This is a genomic window from Limnobacter humi (assembly GCF_024518835.1).
Lineage (GTDB): Bacteria > Pseudomonadota > Gammaproteobacteria > Burkholderiales > Burkholderiaceae_B > Limnobacter > Limnobacter humi.
Map to the genome: position 1 here is coordinate 879,724 of NZ_JANIGO010000001.1, position 15,216 is coordinate 894,939.

Annotated in this window: 13 protein-coding genes; 7 read left to right on the plus strand and 6 right to left on the minus strand. The window is 55.1% G+C overall.

Features of this window, described 5'->3' with window-relative positions:
• The first annotated feature begins 52 nt into the window (after positions 1–52).
• Positions 53–745, plus strand: coding sequence for a response regulator transcription factor (locus tag NQT62_RS04170; RefSeq protein ID WP_256763330.1), 693 nt, complete (start codon positions 53–55; stop codon positions 743–745).
• Positions 746–747: 2 nt separating this feature from the next.
• On the opposite strand, the gene NQT62_RS04175 is transcribed toward NQT62_RS04170, so the two are convergent.
• The 3 genes from NQT62_RS04175 to NQT62_RS04185 all read right to left on the minus strand — a co-directional run bounded on the left by NQT62_RS04175 (position 748) and on the right by NQT62_RS04185 (position 4,988).
• On the minus strand, positions 748–1,194 hold the full coding sequence (locus NQT62_RS04175) for a type 2 periplasmic-binding domain-containing protein (RefSeq protein ID WP_256763331.1): 447 nt from the start codon (positions 1,192–1,194) through the stop codon (positions 748–750).
• 155 nt (positions 1,195–1,349) lie between these two features.
• Positions 1,350–4,289 (minus strand): hybrid sensor histidine kinase/response regulator, encoded by a 2,940-nt coding sequence (locus NQT62_RS04180; RefSeq protein ID WP_256763332.1) that lies wholly within the window; start codon positions 4,287–4,289, stop codon positions 1,350–1,352.
• Between the two features lie 39 nt (positions 4,290–4,328).
• The gene (locus NQT62_RS04185) at positions 4,329–4,988 is read right to left on the minus strand and encodes a response regulator transcription factor (protein ID WP_256763333.1); all 660 of its coding nucleotides are present in this window, start codon (positions 4,986–4,988) and stop codon (positions 4,329–4,331) included.
• A 247-nt stretch (positions 4,989–5,235) separates the two neighbouring features.
• On the opposite strand from NQT62_RS04185, the gene NQT62_RS04190 reads away from it, so the two are divergent.
• Positions 5,236–5,718 carry a hypothetical protein gene (locus NQT62_RS04190; RefSeq protein WP_256763334.1) on the plus strand — a complete coding sequence of 161 codons (483 nt, stop codon included), beginning with the start codon at positions 5,236–5,238 and terminating at the stop codon, positions 5,716–5,718.
• Positions 5,719–5,725: 7 nt separating this feature from the next.
• Here the strand turns inward: NQT62_RS04190 and NQT62_RS04195 are convergent, their stop codons facing one another.
• On the minus strand, positions 5,726–6,985 hold the full coding sequence (locus NQT62_RS04195; RefSeq protein WP_256763336.1) for a PAS domain-containing protein: 1,260 nt from the start codon (positions 6,983–6,985) through the stop codon (positions 5,726–5,728).
• Between the two features lie 99 nt (positions 6,986–7,084).
• Entirely contained in the window at positions 7,085–7,522 is a 438-nt protein-coding gene (locus tag NQT62_RS04200) for a DUF1499 domain-containing protein (RefSeq protein WP_256763337.1), read from the minus strand.
• 80 nt (positions 7,523–7,602) lie between these two features.
• Here NQT62_RS04200 and NQT62_RS04205 point away from each other — a divergent pair, with 80 nt between their 5' ends.
• Positions 7,603–8,628: a tetratricopeptide repeat protein gene (locus NQT62_RS04205; RefSeq protein WP_256763338.1), complete on the plus strand. Its 1,026-nt coding sequence runs from the start codon at positions 7,603–7,605 to the stop codon at positions 8,626–8,628.
• On the opposite strand, the gene NQT62_RS04210 is transcribed toward NQT62_RS04205, so the two are convergent.
• A complete protein-coding gene (locus tag NQT62_RS04210) occupies positions 8,625–9,236 on the minus strand; it encodes an MOSC domain-containing protein (protein ID WP_256763340.1) in 612 nt (203 codons plus the stop codon). The two genes, NQT62_RS04205 and NQT62_RS04210, sit on opposite strands and share 4 nt — an antisense overlap.
• A gap of 311 nt (positions 9,237–9,547) precedes the next feature.
• On the opposite strand from NQT62_RS04210, the gene NQT62_RS04215 reads away from it, so the two are divergent.
• The 4 genes from NQT62_RS04215 to rsmG all read left to right on the plus strand — a co-directional run bounded on the left by NQT62_RS04215 (position 9,548) and on the right by rsmG (position 15,196).
• Complete coding sequence (locus NQT62_RS04215; protein WP_256763341.1) at positions 9,548–11,389, plus strand: phosphoenolpyruvate carboxykinase (GTP); 1,842 nt, start codon at positions 9,548–9,550, stop codon at positions 11,387–11,389.
• 255 nt (positions 11,390–11,644) lie between these two features.
• Positions 11,645–12,400 (plus strand): sulfite exporter TauE/SafE family protein, encoded by a 756-nt coding sequence (locus NQT62_RS04220; protein ID WP_256763342.1) that lies wholly within the window; start codon positions 11,645–11,647, stop codon positions 12,398–12,400.
• Positions 12,401–12,560: 160 nt separating this feature from the next.
• The gene (gene mnmG / locus NQT62_RS04225; protein WP_256763343.1) at positions 12,561–14,522 is read left to right on the plus strand and encodes a tRNA uridine-5-carboxymethylaminomethyl(34) synthesis enzyme MnmG; all 1,962 of its coding nucleotides are present in this window, start codon (positions 12,561–12,563) and stop codon (positions 14,520–14,522) included.
• Positions 14,519–15,196 carry a 16S rRNA (guanine(527)-N(7))-methyltransferase RsmG gene (gene rsmG, locus NQT62_RS04230; protein ID WP_256763345.1) on the plus strand — a complete coding sequence of 226 codons (678 nt, stop codon included), beginning with the start codon at positions 14,519–14,521 and terminating at the stop codon, positions 15,194–15,196. The genes mnmG and rsmG overlap by 4 nt, the downstream gene beginning before the upstream one ends.
• Positions 15,197–15,216 lie beyond the last annotated feature (20 nt).

The window sequence follows — 15,216 nt, forward strand, 5'->3', positions numbered from 1 at the left end:
TCAGAAGAATTACGATAGAGGCCATAATTCATACAAAGATTGAAACATCGCCATGGCATCACACCAACATCTGGTTCTCATTCTGGAAGATCACCCAGTGGTCTCCATGGTGGTCGAAGACGCCTGCAAGGATCTGGTCACCGATGTGAACATACAGGTCGTCAATTCCGTCAAGGCGGCACGGGAATACACGCTGCAAAACCCATCGGTGTTGATTGCGGATTTAAATTTGCTGGATTCCAAGGGGCTGGATACCTTGACGTGGATTCAAAGCGCATTTTCATCCACACCAACGATGATTTACACCGGTGACGCAGACCCGGCGTTGCGCCAGCGGGCTGAGCAAGGCAACGCCTTGTGGTTGTCCAAAAACGCGCGGCAAAGTGAGTTGTTTGAAGGCATTGAGCAGTTGCTGCAGCGTTCTGGTGTCTTGGGCAAGGCATCACAGGAAGGGTTCAGTGCGCACAATGAACACCACTCGGACATTGTGGCCTACCCCGGTGCCAAGCCATTGACCTGGCGGCAAGTTGAAATCATGACGTTAACTGCCCAGGGCATGTCTGCCAAGCAGGTAGCCCAAAACATGGGGTTGAGCCCAGAGACGATTCGAGGCCACATCCGGGAAATATTCCGTCGCCTGGAGGCGGCCAACAAGGCGCAGGCTGTCAGTGTGTTTCTGAAGGCCCAGGCCCGTGTGCGGAAGAAATCTGGCGAGACCAGGTCTGCAACGGACATCACCGGCTGAGTTTATTCCGGGGTTATCCGGATTTCTTTGATGCGCCACTGGCGTGACAGTTCGGCGAATTCTTTCTTGCTCACGTAGCCCAGCGCATTGGATGAGTTGGCCACCATCTCCAGCATTTGCAGGCGTGTTCGGGCCACCTTGGGTGGGTTGTCGGGTTTTCCGATGTATTCCACCACACGCTGCACGGTGTGGAATTCTTCAGGGCTGAAACCGAGTGTTTTTGAGATGAATTGGCCGCGGTCCGGGGAGTCGTCGTTTCGATCAATCACGGTGACGGGCAACGCACCCAATTGCCGGGTGCGGCCTGTGTACAAGTCGCGAAGATTGGTGACGCTGATTTGCGAGATGGGCAACTGTGTGGACCCCACCACCACAACATCGGCGTGTCCCACCCTGGGAAACGCACTCAAGCTTGCGACGACCATGGCCACGCTGGCCAGATAGCGCATGTGCTTCACTACAAACCCTTGAAAAGACGACCATCAACGGCCCACGTTGGCTTGAAGCGGCCCCGTGCGCTCTATTGGTTGAACACCATGGATGCAGTGTAATTCATGGTGTTTCTCAAAACAATGACAAGAGCCTTTCAAAATACAAGGATTTTTCAGGTTTGTCCGATTTTCTGCATGCGGTCCAATGTTTCCCTGGCTTCCGCCAGAATGGCCGGCCACTGTTCATGAACTTCCCGCATCACCCGTTGGGTTTGCGCGGGATCTTCCAGATCGCGATCCATTTGTGAAAAAGCGGCCTTGATGTCGTCTTTGGCCAACATGCCCAGTACGCCACTGGTGGAATGAATTTCTCGACGAAACTCGGCATACGCCTGATCTTTGAGCAGTTGGTTCAGCCGCGGCACCAGGTCATGGCTGGTTTCTATGAACTTGCTCAAATACTTCGCCATCCGCTGGGGTTCGAACCGGTCTGTCTGGAAGATTTGCCGGCCAGCCTGCGACTTGGTCGAGGGGTTACCCGGGGCCTCGGCTGCACATTGCTCAAAGCCGGTCAACACGCCATCTTGACGTGCCAGGGCATTGCGCACGGCGTTGTATAGATCAGCCTCATGGAACGGCTTGGTGAGCACCATGTCGATGCCCAGTTGCGTGCAGCGCACCCGGGTTTGCTCAAATGCATGGGCAGTGAGTGCCATGATGGGGGTTTGGCCGTGGATGAGGTGGCTACGGATCCAAGCGGCCAACTGATATCCGTCAAGCAACGGCATTTCCAGATCCGTGATGATCATGTCAAATGGACGGTTGCGCTGTTTGAGCAGATCCATCGCTTCCTGTCCGTCACGCGCACATTGGATGTTGTATTTCCGGGGGGCCAGAAAATCAATCAACAGCTCCATGTTCAGCGGATGGTCTTCGACGAGCAACAAGTCGGCATGCCGGAATTGTCCGCCCGTTGGCAATTGCGTCAGCGCGGGGCTCACCTCGTGCGCTTCACCTTCCACAGTTTTTGGATCCAAGTCCAGCATCTGGATCACGTGCCGGGGCAGCAGTGGGGTGGTCAAAATTTTCTGCTCGGTCAGCATGGGGTGTGTTCTCAACACCTCGGCCGAGTCCTGCGTGGATAGCCACACCCATTGACTTGGGTGCGTTCTGGACAGGGATATCAGTTCGGCAAATGTTTCCATCCCGTGAGGTGTGACATCGCAGTCCACCACAATGAGGTCGTTGTCAGTGGTGTGAATGTCTTGCCAAATGATTTGCTGGGCGGTCACTGCGGTCAGTTGTACGCCAAATTCCACAAACAGGCTGCGCATGGATTTCAGCAACTTGCCGTCTTCTGAACACAGATATACGTGGGTATCGGTGTTGACCATGGGGCTTCGCAGGGTTAGCGGCACACCTTCCTGCAGGCGCAATTTCAGTGTGAAATTGAACACGGAGCCTTTGCCCAATGTGGATTGAACATGGATGTCACCACCCATGAGGTGCACCAGTTCCTTGGCAATGCTCAAGCCCAGGCCGCTTCCACCGTACATGCGCGTGGTGCTGCTGTCGGCTTGCGTAAATTTGTCAAACACGTTTTGAAGTTTGTCCTTGCTCATGCCGATGCCTGTGTCACTGACACTGAACTGCAAGGTGACCTGGTCGTCCTGTCGCTCCAGAATTTTTGCACTAACGCTCACGTAGCCGCGCTGCGTGAATTTGATGGCATTGCCCACCAAATTCTTGAAGATTTGCCCAATCCGCAGCGGGTCGCCCACCAAGTTGTTCAACATGCTCTGCATGTTGCGGCTTTTCAGGGTGTAATGCAGGCGAATGTTTTTGTGGCTTGCCGTATTGCCCAGAGTCCCAAACACTTCTTCCAGCACATCGTCAAAGCGAAACGGGCTTTGTTCCAGTTTGAACATGTCGGATTCGAGTTTGGACAGGTCAAGAATACTGTTGATCAAAGCCAGCAAATTGTTCCCGGACAATTGGATTTTCTTGAGATAGTCTCGCTGCTTTTCGCTCAGATTGGTTTTCAGTGTCAGTGCAGTCATCCCGAGAATTGCATTCATCGGTGTTCGAATTTCATGGCTCATGTTGGCCAGGAATGAACTCTTGATCCGCGATTCGTTCTTGGCCCGTTCTTTTTCCAGATTGGCCAGATTCACTTCTTCAAGTGCCCGCTTGACCCGTTCGCTTTTCTCCAAGTCCCGTTGAAAAGATCGGATCATTCGGTTGAATGCACGGGTGAGCAGAATGATTTCCTGGGTGCCCTGATGGTTTGTGACACGGACGGTGTAGTCCCCTTTCATGATTTCTTCGCTGGCGGAATACAACGAGTTGATGGGGTCAATCACTCGGCGTTTGATGGCCAGTAAACCCGCACACAGTCCGACGATAAACAGCAGTGTCAGGACTGCGTCGACTACCACACTGGTTTTGAGCTCACTGCGTGAGCTTTCAATTTGTGTCAGATACCTGCGCTTTTCTCGAGCGATGAGTGCCGAGATTTCAAAGGTAAGGGCATGTGTTAGTTCAATGTGTTTGCGGTCAAAAAGCACGCCGAAGGTGTCCTTGACATCTTCTCCGGTGAGGTCGTGTTTCCCGTCCTTGCCGACATATCGGTTCATGCCTTGTGCAAACGCATTCAACTCGCTTTTCTCAAGCTGGTGTTTCAGGTCCAGAATGCGCTCGATGGCGGGTTCTTCCGGCTGAACAAACTTGAGGGAATACAGGCGTTCATTGAGGTTGTCGCCCACGCCCCAGGTGACTGCTGAGACCTTGCGTTGCCCGGTGATCACGTCAATCCAGTAGTCATTGCCCACGGGTTCGGAATACACCCGGCTGCCATTGTGAATGCCGACCAGGTCCAGGTAGTGGTTGATGTATTTTGGATCTCGGGTTGCCGCGTACAGCGACACCAGTTTGCGCATGGCCTCAAACTCAGCCAGCGTTCGCGTCAGGATGGCTTCATCCGAAGCCCAGGCTTGATACTGGGCTTCCTGAACGGATTGCTGATGTATGGACGCAACTTTGGTGCCCAAGCTGATCAGGGAAAATAATGCAACGATCAGTGCAGTGATCCGGATCAGCAGGGCCAGCTTCATGTGAAGTGTCGGTGAATGTGTGTGGGCAAGGTGGGCAGTTTAACTGGCCGATGTCTCTTCCAGCAGGCGCGATTGCCGTTCCGCTTTCGTGAAAATTGACACCGCATGGGCACGGTTTTGAGCACCCAGCCGCACCAACACTTCACGCATGTGGGCCCGAACCGTCTCGGGGCTGAGGTTCAAATCCCTGGCTGCTTCTTTGGCGGTCATGCCCACGGCAATGCGCTGCATGATTTCGACCTGCCGCCAGGTCAGTGGTTTTCGGGAACCTGGGGCGATGATGTTGGACTGATACTCGTTTTTGCTTTTGGTTGAATTGGCAGCAGCCATGCCCACCGCTTGCAATGCCCGCATCACTGCATTGAGCAGTTCATGGTAGTCGGCAGACTTGTTCACCACGGGGATGTCGAGATCTTCCAGGTGTGCCTCAATGTCCGGGCTGGACAGGCCAGTGAATGCCAACAACTGGGCATGCGGAAACAGGGCTCGCACTTTGGTGGCTGTTGAAACACCCTGGGTGTCTGGCAGGTTCAGATCAAAAATCACCAAGCGGTGTGCTTCGTGCACCATGGCTTCACAGGCCGACAGCTGGCTGGCCTTGGTGACTGACACGTCTGGAACATGTTCCTCCAGCATGTCGGCCAACATCATGGCGACCACTGGGTGATCCTCTACCAACAGCACTTTGTTCAAACTCATTGCATTCTCCTGTGGAAACGGGCTTTTGCCTGCAACAGTGCAAAAACCGACACGGTGAACAAATGTTAAGTGCGCATCCCCCGTGCGGTCTCCCTTCAATTGGAGGGGGGGTGCATTTGCGCCCTTGGGTTTTTCCTGCCTCGAATCCCCCTGCAATCAGGGGGGGGTCTGTTTGGGAGGCCGTGTTGGGGCATCAATTGGTTTAAGGTACGCGTAGAGGGGTTGCTTGTGTTGAAAAAGGTGCGCTATGCGAGTGAATTGCGGGGACAAGCTGGAAGTGTGGGTCGCCGAGGATTCGCCCTTCTATCGGCTGGTGGTTGAAGAAGCCTTGGAAGAAATTGCCCGAGTGACTGATCTTCAACTGGAGCTTCGGATTTTCGAACGTCTGTCCGATATTCAGCTGGCGTTGAAGCTGGCCCAACGCGGTGAATGTGAATGCCCGGCAGCGGTGCTGTCCGATTTGCATTTCCCGGACAGTGCACCCAGCGAGCTACCCGCTTTGTTTGAATTTTTCTCGCGGTATTGTGCCGACATTCCACTGTCTTACATGTCTTGCAACAGCGATAGTCTCCTGCAAGCGCAGCGTTGGTTTGATCAATCGCACGCGGAACATCGGCCTATCCGGTTTTTGCGGAAAGACACGGATCAAACCACCCATTTGCTGGTGAAAGCGTTGCATGCCATGGTCTTTGAACCACGCTGTGCGGCGCTCCACACCGCGCACCACTAAACGGTGATCAATTCAGGCTCAGCCGGCTGTCGGTGAGCCGGAAGATCACCAGAAAGCGCGCTTCCTGACGAATTGAATCCATGTATGGCGACACCATGATTTCCGTTGGAATCCAGTCGCCGGCGCGTGTGAGGTAGCTGGTTTTCAAGGTGAGCTTTTGCCGACTCAGGAAGGCCACCAGCAGTTTTCGTACATCCGCAGTCGGCAGTCGGTGGTCAATCAAGCTGTAAGGGTTGCGCCCCACCCATCGGTCCCGTGTGGAGTCCATGTTCTGCTCGAATGCACGGTTCACAAACAACACCTTGAACCCTTCTTTGGCGGTTCTCAGGTCGTTTGTAACCACCACGAGATCTCGAATCTGCTCGATGGCTTCGCTGAGCATGCCGAGTTCGGCGCTCTCGTTTTTTTGTTGGGTGACGTCTCGCAAGGTGAGGGTGTATTCTTCGGCGCATCGGAACAGCTGAAGCATGACCCACTTGTTTGTGCTGTTAACCCGTTGCTCAACCGGGTGCGACAGTCCGCTGCTTCGCGCCGATTCCATCAGGCCTGCAAACAGCACCAGGTCCATGTCGGGCAGCCAGTCTGCAATGCTTTTCGGGCTTGCGCAGGGATCAAACTTGCCGTTGAGTAAGCACTCGGCCTTTCGATTGGCATGGGTAATCCGGAATTGATCATCCATCTCGATCAGCCCGTCGGTGAGCTGATCGACCATGGTGGCGTATTCCGGAATAATCTGGGATACATTGTCATGAAGCCGTCGGTGGGTGTGTGGTGCATCTTCCTTGATCAAACATTCGAAGTGCACCACTGCCTGGCCCGGGTTAAAAAACCCTTTGTGGACCGGGGCCTGCATGAACAACTCAAAAAACCGTGTTTTGTTGCGCCGAAGATTGATCTTGATGACCAAGCGTTGCTCGGTGCCTGTTTTGAAGCAGCGCCGCAGTGCCGATTCCAGCGCGTGGCGATAGTCCTCATCGCACAAATCAACCAAGTTGAGTCGTCGGTTTTGAGGGGTGAACTGGTCTTCGTTTCCCAAGGCAACTGCCCGGATGCCGCCCTTGTTGTCCAATTGCAGGCGGCCCGACTGTACATCCCTCAGGAATAGTGCAGGGTAGGTTTTGATGGTGGACCACGGTGAGCGGTCTTGGCTTGGCTCGTGGCCGGGCGCTGCAGGAACACGCCTGCTCAGCGCTGCTTTGCTTAATGTTCTCTCGTGTGCATCAACCAGAATCTGGTCAATTGTTTCATCCAGTATTTGGGACTTCATATGCCATCGCGTCTCTAACTGCCACGCCCTCCCTTCAGAACAGGCTACAGGGATGTGTGAGCGTCGGGGTTACCCATTTTAAGGGTACCCCCTTCCTGATCACGACGCTTTGGACAGCGCGGTGCGAATCGCTTCCACCCGATTGCGGTTGGTGCCGAAGTCCGCATAGCCAACGCGGGAGGAGGAACGAATTTGCAGGACTTTGTTGGCTGTGTCCAGGCGGATTTCAACATCGTCAACAAACCCGAAAACTGCACTGGTGAAGGTGACTGCCAGGTAATTGTCTTCCGTGGCCACCACGTCAGCACCCATGTCAGCCAAGACCTCTTGTACAAACAGCAATGGCTCTTCGCCCATCTTGTCATGAATCTGGATCGGGACCACGGCATGGGCAGAGTCGGCACCCTGTTCGCTGACCACGCAGTGTGGTGCGCTTGGGCATGGTTTGAGTTGCCCATTGACCAATCCGGGCGGAGATCCAGACTGCGAATACACGCCAAAACCGAACATTGCCAGTACCACGGCGACTGCAATCATGACCACTCCTGCTGCGACTCGTTTCACGCGCTGTATTCCCATCGAATATACTTTGACCTCCAATGTAACCCAAAGCAGCAGTGAACCTCTACCCCTCCCTGTCCAAACGCGATGGCAGCCAATGGCTGGTGTGGTTGGCCAGTGCCTCTCGCCACCTGCCTGAACTGGGTCGTGCCTTGCAGTTTTTGCAGTCGGCTTCCGAATCCATGGATGCAGCGCACACAGTGGATGCCCGGCAGTTGGCTCAGCGGCTTCGACAGGCCGGCGGCAAATACATCGGCCAGGCCCGGTGTCCGTCTGCCGCTTCTTGCGACAAAATCGCCTGCCGCTTGGACACGCTCGGCGCCTGGCTGGGGCAGGAGTTACAGCATGGTCGGTGGTCGGTCGAGGCGGGAGAGGCCTTGCTGGGGCTTGGCTCACACGTGTTGCTGCGGGTGTTTGGCCAATGCGAGGGCGCCGATGATCGTGCTGGTGTGTTGGTGCGGTCTGTTCGGCAGTTTGCACGTGACTGGCTGCAGTGGTTGGACCGGTTGCCACAGTCGTCATCAGAACGTGCGCTCACGGTGTACCCGGTTGCGATGCAGGACCAGTTGGGTATTGTAGAGCCGGTGGTGTGGTGGAAAGCATTGGCCACCACAGACCGGGTGGTGTTAACGGGGCTGGTTGAGGAAGACATTCGTGGCATGGCGGAAACCCAGCCGTCGGCCGCGGTCAACTGGCGTTCTTTTGACAAGCGCTGGCGGCGACTGCGCCTGAAGGGTTTGTTGGAATATCTGGACGAGCCAGTCCTGTTGGCCGAGTTGTTGCGCAAGTCGGCGGTGGATGATTTTGAGGCTGCGCAAGCGATTGCCCACCTGCGACGTGCCGGTCGGGCCCGCGAGGCGATTGTTCAGGCAGAACAGTGGATGCGCGCCTTGCCAAAAAGCCCGGTGTTGGCCGCAGCGCTGTTTGACCTCTACATGGCTGACGGGTGGGACGATGAGGCCCTGGCCTTGGCCGTTCAGCAGTACGCGTATGACCCGCATCCCGACTGGATTGATCGTTTGGCCTGTTTGAACACCCCGGCAGCCCGTGCCCAGACTGCCATTTGGCGGCAGCAGGTCTAGTCTTCCAGCAAGTCCATCTGCCCCTTTCGCGTCAGGAATCTGAACTGCTCTAGGATGGTTTTTCCGCGGGGGTTGGCATGGTGAATCATCGAATCCCCAGCTTTCAGTGTGCCGGTTTGCACGACCCGCAAGTACCAGCCGCAGTTGCCTTGTTGCACCATGTCTTTGGGCGCGTTGCTGTAGCCCATGCGAATGGCAAATTTGAAGCAAGGTTCCCGAGGGTCTGTCACTCGCAGTCGGACACCGCTGATTTCCAGTTCGTCGCCCATGCGGACTTCGTTTTCCAGTAAACCCTCCACCACCAGATTTTCGCCTAGCATGCCCCACGGCAAATTGGAATCCAGGTTGTGTGTTTGCCGACGCAATTGCCAAAAGGAATAGTGCTCTGCTGGCATCATGTACACCGCTTTGTCCAAGCCGCCATGCACACTCAGGTTGCATTGCTCATCGCCCTGAAGGCCCAGCTTTTTGAGCTCCACCAGGTTGGGTTCATGCAGGGTGCTTACAGCTTTCTTGTTGATGCCGGAGGCCACGGTTTTGACATCGCCAGCAGCGGTTCGATACAAGAGGGGGGCAACGTTGCCAGTGCAGATGGCCAATAGTTTCATCGTGGTGGGTTTGCAACAAAATACCCCACTTTAACCGGCCTTTTGCAGAAAGCAAACACCCACGTCCACGACTTCATCAACGCCATAGAAAAATATTATTTCCGTTTGGCGACAACATGTTAAACTCAAAGGCTATGCTGATGGCGGGCAAAACTTGCCCTCTTGGTGTAATCCCGATTCCAGATGGATGAGTGTTCGCGAACGGGGGGTTGTATCCCGGTTTGCTCGAGCGCTCCACTGTTGAGTCGCTGCCTTGCGCCGGCAATTCCGCCTCACACACAGAATTACATTTGTCGATCTGGAGGTTTTACATGAGTGCAGTACTGTCTATGGTCAACTCGACCGTGCCAGCATACGTGAAGCACAAAAAACTGGTGGCGTGGGTGCAGGAAATTGCTGCGCTAACCGAGCCAGCCCACATCGTGTGGTGTGACGGCTCAGAGGCCGAATACAACCGCCTGTGCGATGACATGGTCAACGCGGGCACCCTCAAGCGCCTGAACCCCGAACTGCGTCCCAATTCCTACCTGGCCTGGTCAGACCCTTCCGACGTGGCCCGTGTTGAAGATCGAACATTCATTTGTTCCGAGCGCAAGGAAGACGCTGGCCCCACCAACAACTGGGAAGAACCAGCCAAAATGCGCGCCACCTTGAACGGACTGTTCAAAGGCTCCATGCGTGGACGTACCCTGTACGTCATCCCGTTCTCCATGGGCCCGCTGGGTAGCCCAATCGCCCAGATCGGTGTTGAGCTGTCCGATTCCGCTTACGTGGTGGTCAACATGCGCATGATGACGCGCATGGGCAAAGCCGTGTATGACGTACTGGGCGAGAATGGCGAGTTTGTGCCTTGCGTACACACCGTGGGCGCACCGTTGCAAGCGGGCCAGAAAGATGTGGCCTGGCCTTGCAACCCTGACACCAAGTACATTGTTCACTATCCAGAAACCCGCGAGATCTGGTCTTACGGTTCAGGTTACGGTGGCAACGCACTGCTGGGCAAGAAGTGCCTGGCCCTGCGCATTGCATCGACCATGGGCCGCGATCAGGGCTGGTTGGCCGAGCACATGCTGATCCTGGGTGTTACTTCACCCGAAGGCAAGAAGTACCACGTGGCCGCCGCTTTCCCATCGGCTTGCGGTAAAACCAACTTTGCCATGTTGATTCCACCCGCATCCATGAATGGATGGAAAGTGACCACCATTGGCGACGACATTGCCTGGATCAAGCCAGATGCGAACGGCAAGCTGCGGGCCATTAACCCGGAGGCTGGTTATTTTGGTGTTGCCCCCGGTACCAACACCAAGACCAACTCCAACTGCATGGCCTCGTTGAATGAAAATGTGATTTTCACCAACGTGGCGCTGACGGATGAAGGCGATGTGTGGTGGGAAGGTTTGACCAAAGAGGCACCTGCGCATTTGGTGGACTGGACGGGCCAGGACTGGACGCCCGACTGTGGCCGCAAGGCTTCTCACCCCAACGCCCGTTTCACCGTGGCCGCGCAACAAAACCCCGTGATCGACAACAACTGGGACAATCCAGCGGGTGTTGAAATCGACGCTTTCATCTTCGGTGGTCGCCGTTCCACAACCGTGCCCTTGGTGACCGAAGCCCGCAATTGGGTCGAGGGTGTTTACATGGCCGCGACCATGGGTTCTGAAACCACCGCCGCGGCTTTCGGCCAGCAGGGTGTGGTTCGTCGTGACCCGTTTGCCATGTTGCCGTTTTGCGGCTACAACATGTCCGACTATTTCCAGCATTGGCTGAACCTCGGTGCGAAGCTGCAGAGCACCGGTGCGAAGTTGCCCAGCATCTTCTGCGTGAACTGGTTCCGCACGGACGAACATGGCAAGTTCATTTGGCCAGGCTTTGGCGACAACATGCGCGTGTTGAAGTGGATGCTGGAGCGGGTGGAAGGCAAAGGCCAAGGCGTTGAGCATGTGTTTGGTACTTCGCCCCGCTACGAAGACCTGACCTGGGATGGCTTGGATTTCACTGAAGCGCAGTTTAACGCCATCACGTCAATTGACAAGGCTGCATGGACGAAAGAGCTGGAACTGCATGCCGAGTTGTTCGACAAGTTGAAGCACAACTTGCCCAAGCAGCTGGAAGACACCAAAGCAGTCATTGCCGGTCGTTTGGCAGCTTGATTGTTCTGATTTGTTTTTGATGCGGCTCACACCAGAGCCGTGACGTAGCGGGCGCCCACAAGGCGCCCGTTTTTATTGGATCATCGGTTTGTCAGTCTGCGGGTTTGATCCGATGGACGACAACATGGCCTTCGGGTCTAATCAACACTCTCGGCGACGCTGCGGATTAAATTCAGCCGTGTTTCGCACCACACACCTCACATCGCGCACATGTTTCCCGAACACCTTGATCTATTAACTTTGATTGCATTGTGTATGGCATCTTTCGGTGCAGGCTTGATCGACGCCATGGTGGGTGGGGGCGGGCTCATTCAAGTGCCTGCATTGTTTGGTTTGTTGCCAGGGCAGGGGCACGCCACGTTGTTGGGTACCAATAAAATTTCCAGTGTGGTGGGTACATCCTTTGCAGCCTACCGTTATTCGAAAGCCATTCAAGTGCCCTGGAATGCGGTGTTGCCTGCCACGGTGATGGCGCTTTTCGGTGCTTACGCCGGGGCCTATGTGGTGACACAAATATCCACCGAGGTTTTGCGTTTGCTGTTGCCCGTCCTGCTGGTTGCGGTCGCGCTGTACACCTTTGTACGAAAGGACTTGGGCTCGGTTCATGCACCCAAATACACCCGTGAGCACGAGCGGTTGTTTGGTGCGCTGTTGGGTTTGGCGATCGGTTTTTATGATGGGTTTTTCGGACCTGGCACCGGGTCATTCTTGATGGTGGCATTTGTGGTGTTTTTTGGGTTCGACTTTTTGGCGGCCACCGCCGGCGCCAAAATGGTGAATGTGGCCTGTAACTTGGCGTCCTTGGCTTGGTTTGCGCCGTCCGGGCATGTGCTGGTGGGTTTGGGGTTGGTGATGGCGGTGTTCAACTTGGCCGGTGCCAGGGTTGGGGCTGGTTTGGCTATTCGCAAGGGCGCAGGATTTGTTCGCAAGGCGCTGTTATTGGTGGTTTGTTTGTTGATCATCAAAACTGGTCATGACAGTTATGGCCCTTATTTGCTAAAACTCTTTTAATGTTCCACGTGAAACAAACCGCTCGCAGGCTGAATTGTTTCTCGTGAAACACATCGAACCCTTGCTCCAGATTGAGCGCTTGGGTATTCCAAGGTCGACAACGTATAATCCCAACTCCATCGGGGTTCGCCCCTTGGGTCGAACATGGTGAGGTTGACGAATGATTTATCCCGACGAATTTGATGTGATTGTGGTGGGTGGCGGCCATGCCGGCACGGAGGCTGCGTTGGCCTCGGCGCGCACGGGATGTAAAACCCTGCTGCTCACACACAGCATTGAAACACTCGGGCAAATGTCCTGTAACCCGTCTATTGGGGGCATTGGGAAAGGTCATTTGGTTAAAGAAGTGGATGCTTTGGGTGGCGCCATGGCCATTGCTACCGACGAAGCAGGTATCCAGTTTCGAATTCTCAATAGTTCTAAAGGCCCGGCAGTGCGTGCTACGCGCGCTCAGGCAGACCGTGTGTTGTACCGCCAGGCCATTCGAACACGCCTGGAGAATCAGTCCAATCTCAAAATTTTCCAGCAGGCGGTCGAAGACCTGATGCTGGAGGGTGACCGGGTTTGTGGCGCGGTTACCCAGGTCGGCATCAAGTTCCGATCACGGGCTGTGGTACTGACTGCCGGGACTTTCCTGAACGGCAAAATCCACGTGGGTTTGCAAAATTACTCGGGTGGCAGGGCTGGCGATCCACCAGCCATTACCTTGGGGGAGCGTCTGAAAGAGATGAAGTTGCCCCAGGGGAGATTAAAAACCGGAACGCCCCCACGCATTGACGGCCGAAGCATCGACTTTTCTGTCATGCAAGAACAGCCGGGTGACTTGAACCCGGTCCCCGTGTTTTCCTACCTGGGACATGCCGGTTTGCATCCGCGTCAGTTGCCGTGCTGGATCACGCACACCAACCAACAAACGCACGACATTATTCGAGGTGGCTTGGACAGAAGCCCGATGTACACCGGCGTGATTGAAGGTGTTGGCCCTCGGTATTGCCCGTCGATTGAAGACAAAATCCACCGTTTTGCCGACAAAGAATCCCATCAGGTGTTTTTGGAGCCGGAGGGCCTGACCACACATGAGTACTATCCCAACGGTGTTTCCACCTCGTTGCCGTTTGATGTTCAGCTCAACCTGCTGCACTCCATTCGAGGCTTGGAAAACTGTTACGTGACCCGGCCTGGTTATGCGATTGAGTACGATTACTTCGATCCCCGGGGTTTGAAAACCACCCTGGAGACGCGCACCATCCAGGGCTTGTTTTTCGCCGGGCAAATCAATGGCACCACCGGCTACGAAGAGGCTGCGGCACAGGGTTTGTTGGCGGGCGCCAATGCGGCCTTGTACACCCAAGGCAAAGATCAGTGGACACCCCGCCGTGATGAGGCCTATCTGGGTGTGTTGGTGGATGACTTGACCAGCAAGGGTGTGGCTGAGCCTTACCGCATGTTCACCAGTCGTGCTGAGTACCGCTTGAGTCTTCGGGAGGACAATGCCGATCAGCGATTGACTGCCATCGGTCGCAACTTGGGTTTGGTGGACGATGTGCGTTGGGCCGCTTTCAATCAAAAGCGTGACGCCGTGGAGCTTGAGAAACAGCGGTTGCGCAGCACATGGGTGAACCCCAAGGTGGTTGCACAAGCTGAAGCAGAGCGGGTTCTGGGCAAAGGCATGGACCGTGAGTACAACCTGTATGACCTGTTGAAGCGCCCTGATGTGGACTATCGAGCCTTGTCAACCTTCACAAAACTGGATGGTGCGCCAGCGATCGCCGAACCATTGCAAAGCGCCGAATTGATTCAGCAAATTGAAATCGAGGTGAAGTATGCCGGCTATGTGGCTCGCCAACAGGCCGAGGTTGAGCGGGGGGCCGGCAATGAGTCCATTCGCCTACCCATGGACCTGGATTACACCCAGGTCTTGGGTTTGAGCAAAGAAGTGCAGCAGAAGCTGAATGCCGCCAAACCAGATACCGTGGGCCAGGCCGGGCGTATCCAGGGTATTACCCCAGCGGCCATTTCATTGTTGCTGGTGCATTTAAAAAAACGCAGTTTATTGACCAAGGCGCAGAATAAAGTGCCGGATGAGGTGTCAGTGACTGCTGACAAGGCAGCCTCAGCGTGAGATCAAGGTCGAGCGTGCGGCGCCCGCCATCCGTCCTCGGGTCGGTTGAGCAGGGGGTGTTGGAGCAGGGCATTGCCGCGCTGGGGGTTGATGTCTCTTTGGCCCAAACCCAGCAATTGTTTGACTATGCAAAACTGCTGCAGAAGTGGAATCAGGTCATCAACTTGACAGCGATTCGCCAGCCGCAAGACATTGTGACCCACCATTTGCTGGACTCGCTGGCTGTCTTGCCTGCGTTGTCTGATACGCTTCAATGTCAATCAGCCCCTGCCATTCTGGATGTCGGTGCTGGCGCAGGTTTGCCTGGTTTGGTTTTGGCAATTGCACAGCCAAGCTGGCAAATTACCTTGGTAGACACTGTACAAAAAAAAGTGGCCTTCATGCAGCAAGCCATCGGAGTGTTGGGTTTGACCAATGCCAGGGCCGTCCACGCGCGGGTTGAAGAACTGCAGCTCCCGCCTTTTGACATGATTTGCTCTCGCGCATTTTCAAGCATGGCGCTGTTCATTTCCTTAAGCCGACACCTGTTGGCGCCCAATGGCGTGTTTGCAGCCCTCAAAGGCCGTGTAGAAGTGGACCATGAGGTGCCTGAGGGCTGGCAGCTTAGCGCTTTGCATGCCATCCATGTGCCGTTCCTCGACGAGGACAGGCACTTGTTCATGATTAAACGATAAAATCAAACCATTCAACGACA

Bases quoted from the DNA above. Each gene is read 5' to 3' on its own strand.
- NQT62_RS04170 (WP_256763330.1), top strand. From the start codon at position 53: ATGGCATCACACCAACATCTGGTTCTCATTCTGGAAGATCACCCAGTG.
- NQT62_RS04195 (WP_256763336.1), bottom strand. From the start codon at position 6,985: ATGAAGTCCCAAATACTGGATGAAACAATTGACCAGATTCTGGTTGAT.
- NQT62_RS04175 (WP_256763331.1), bottom strand. From the start codon at position 1,194: ATGCGCTATCTGGCCAGCGTGGCCATGGTCGTCGCAAGCTTGAGTGCG.
- NQT62_RS04200 (WP_256763337.1), bottom strand. From the start codon at position 7,522: ATGATTGCAGTCGCCGTGGTACTGGCAATGTTCGGTTTTGGCGTGTAT.
- NQT62_RS04190 (WP_256763334.1), top strand. From the start codon at position 5,236: ATGCGAGTGAATTGCGGGGACAAGCTGGAAGTGTGGGTCGCCGAGGAT.
- NQT62_RS04180 (WP_256763332.1), bottom strand. From the start codon at position 4,289: ATGAAGCTGGCCCTGCTGATCCGGATCACTGCACTGATCGTTGCATTA.
- NQT62_RS04220 (WP_256763342.1), top strand. From the start codon at position 11,645: ATGGCATCTTTCGGTGCAGGCTTGATCGACGCCATGGTGGGTGGGGGC.
- NQT62_RS04215 (WP_256763341.1), top strand. From the start codon at position 9,548: ATGAGTGCAGTACTGTCTATGGTCAACTCGACCGTGCCAGCATACGTG.
- mnmG (WP_256763343.1), top strand. From the start codon at position 12,561: ATGATTTATCCCGACGAATTTGATGTGATTGTGGTGGGTGGCGGCCAT.
- NQT62_RS04185 (WP_256763333.1), bottom strand. From the start codon at position 4,988: ATGAGTTTGAACAAAGTGCTGTTGGTAGAGGATCACCCAGTGGTCGCC.
- NQT62_RS04210 (WP_256763340.1), bottom strand. From the start codon at position 9,236: ATGAAACTATTGGCCATCTGCACTGGCAACGTTGCCCCCCTCTTGTAT.